This window comes from Streptomyces alkaliphilus (assembly GCF_014141535.1).
Taxonomy (GTDB): Bacteria; Actinomycetota; Actinomycetes; order Streptomycetales; family Streptomycetaceae; genus Streptomyces; species Streptomyces alkaliphilus.
This window is the reverse complement of sequence record NZ_VKHT01000815.1, coordinates 1-2,318: the sequence shown is the minus strand read 5'-3', so window position 1 is coordinate 2,318 and position 2,318 is coordinate 1. Positions and strand designations below refer to the sequence as shown.

2 protein-coding genes are annotated in these 2,318 nt (G+C 74.8%); both read left to right on the top strand.

From position 1 onward, the window contains the following. Window positions 1-17 precede the first annotated feature (17 nt). Window positions 18-1,331, top strand: coding sequence for a PQQ-binding-like beta-propeller repeat protein (locus tag FNQ90_RS20065; RefSeq protein ID WP_182607640.1), 1,314 nt, complete (start codon window positions 18-20; stop codon window positions 1,329-1,331). Next, the gene (aztC, locus tag FNQ90_RS20060; RefSeq protein WP_182607639.1) at window positions 1,328-2,308 is read left to right on the top strand and encodes a zinc ABC transporter substrate-binding protein AztC; all 981 of its coding nucleotides are present in this window, start codon (window positions 1,328-1,330) and stop codon (window positions 2,306-2,308) included. Before FNQ90_RS20065 ends, aztC begins: the two co-directional genes overlap by 4 nt. Window positions 2,309-2,318 lie beyond the last annotated feature (10 nt).

Sequence of the window (2,318 nt, the reverse complement as noted above, 5' to 3'; positions counted from 1 at the left end):
AACGTGGAGATACCCCGATGAGCACCACCCCCCGTCCGCCCCGGGCCGGTCGTCGACGCCTCTCGTCGGCGGTCCCCGTCACCGCCCTGGCCGGCTGCCTGCTGCTGACCGGCTGCGGCGCAGGCCCCGACGACCCCGCCGAACCGACCTCCCCGGAGAACACCGCCGCGGACGGCGGGCACGGGGAAGGTGACGGTGAGGACGTGCCGCACGGCTACGTCGAGGGCGCCGAGGAGACCGCCGAACAGCAGTCCCGGGTGGTCCTGGCCTCCGGCGCCGGCGAGCCCGTGCACGTGCTGGACCTGGTGAACGAGGAGAGCATCCCCCTCGGGGAGGCCGGGAAGGCGGGAGCGACCAGTGACGGCCCCGCCCCGATCGTCGGCGACGGTCGGTTCGCCCACCTGTTGGAGGGCGACGCGGTGCGTGTGGTGGACAGCGGCGCGTGGACCGTGGACCACGGCGACCACGTGCACCACTACCGCGCCGCCGCCCGCGAGGTGGGCGAGGCCCGGGCGACCGAACCGGTGGCCGTGCACGCCGACACCGCGGTCACGGCCATCACCCTCGCCGACGGGGGCGCGCTGCTGCTGGACCGCTCGGCGGCGGAGGACGGCGAACTCGCGGAACTCCTTCGGATCGACGACGCCGACGGCCCGGTCCTCCCCTTCGACGGCGGTCTGCTGGTCCCCGTCGCCGGCGCCGAGGGGGCCGGGCGGGTGGAGGTGCGCGACCGTGCCGGCGGGCCCGTAGCCGCCCCGGAGGCCGAGTGCTCCGACCCCGCCGCCGCAACCGTGACCCGACGCGGCGCGGTGTACGTCTGCGCGCAGGGCGCGCTGTGGTTCACCGCCGGCGGGAACGGGGAGCCGGAGGTCACCGCGCTCCCCTGGCCGGAGGGCACCGCCGAGGAGGACCGCCCGACCGAGCTGCGGCACCGCAACGACGGCGCCGTGCTGGCCGCCCGTGCCGGGGACCGGGGCGTGTGGGTCCTCGACCTCACCGACCCGGTCTGGCGGTTGTGGGAAACGGGCCCGGCCGTCGCGGTGAACGCGGTGGGTGAGGACGCACCGGTGCTGTTCGTCGACCCCGCCGGCGAGTTGGTCTCCGTGGACCCGGCGAGCGGCGAGGAGCTCGCCCGCACCGCCCTGCTGGAGCCGGCCGCCGACGGCTCGGTGCCGGCGGAGACCGTGATCGAGGTGGACACCCAACGCGTCTACGTCAACGACATCGCCGAACGACGGATCCACGAGATCGACGCCCGGGACGACCTTCGCGTCGCCCGCGTCCTCCCGGTGGAGGCGGAGCCCCGCCGCATGGTGGTGACCGGCCGATGAATCCCCCGCACGCCCCGCACATCCCGCACGCCCCCCGCACGCCGCGCCGCCGGGGCGGGTTCCGCGCCGTCGCCCTGCTGCTCGCCGGGCTGCCGACCGTCCTGACCGGCTGCGGCGCCCCCGGCGGCCCGTCCGACTCCGGCGGCACCCCGTCGATCGTCGTCACCACGAACATCCTCGGGGACGTCACCCGGGAGGTGGCCGGCGACGAGGCCGAGGTCACCGTCCTGATGCCGCCGGGAGCCGACCCGCACTCCTTCGGGGTCTCCGCCGCGCAGGCGGCCGGTCTGGAACGGGCCGACCTGATCGTGCACAACGGCATGGGCCTGGAGGAGAACGTGCTGCGGCACGTGGAGGCCGCGCGGGAGGAGGGCGTGCCCACCGAGGCGGTCGGCGAGGCCGTGGACCCGCTGCCGTATGCCTCGGGTGACGCCGCCGGCAACCCCGACCCGCATTTCTGGACCGACCCGGAGCGGATGATCGCGGCCACCGAGGTCATCGCCGAACGGATCATCGAGGAGGTGCCGGGCGTCGACGCGGACGCCGTGCGGGAGAACGCCGACGCCTACACCGACCTGCTGCGGGAGCTGACGGACTGGATGGAGGAGGAGTTCGCGACCATCCCACCCGGGCACCGTGACCTGGTGACCAACCACCACGTCTTCGGCTACCTCGCCGAGCGCTTCGACTTCCGGGTGATCGGAGCGGTCATCCCCGGCGGCACGACGCTGGCCTCGCCCGGGGCCTCGGACCTGGAGTCGCTCTCCCGGGCGATCGTCGAGGCCGATGTCGGGGCGATCTTCGTGGATTCCTCCCACCCCGACCGGCTGGCCCGCGCGCTGCGCGAGGAAAGCGGCCTGGACGTGGAGATCGTGCCGCTGTTCTCCGAGTCGCTCACCGCTCCGGGCGAGGGCGCCGGCACCTACGAGGAGATGATGCGCGCCAATACGCGGGCCATCGTCGACGGCCTGGCCTGAACCCTGTCTC

What these genes read in the sequence shown, in the direction of transcription:
- FNQ90_RS20065 (WP_182607640.1), top strand. Translation starts at nt 18, where the DNA reads ATGAGCACCACCCCCCGTCCGCCCCGGGCCGGTCGTCGACGCCTCTCG.
- aztC (WP_182607639.1), top strand. Translation starts at nt 1,328, where the DNA reads ATGAATCCCCCGCACGCCCCGCACATCCCGCACGCCCCCCGCACGCCG.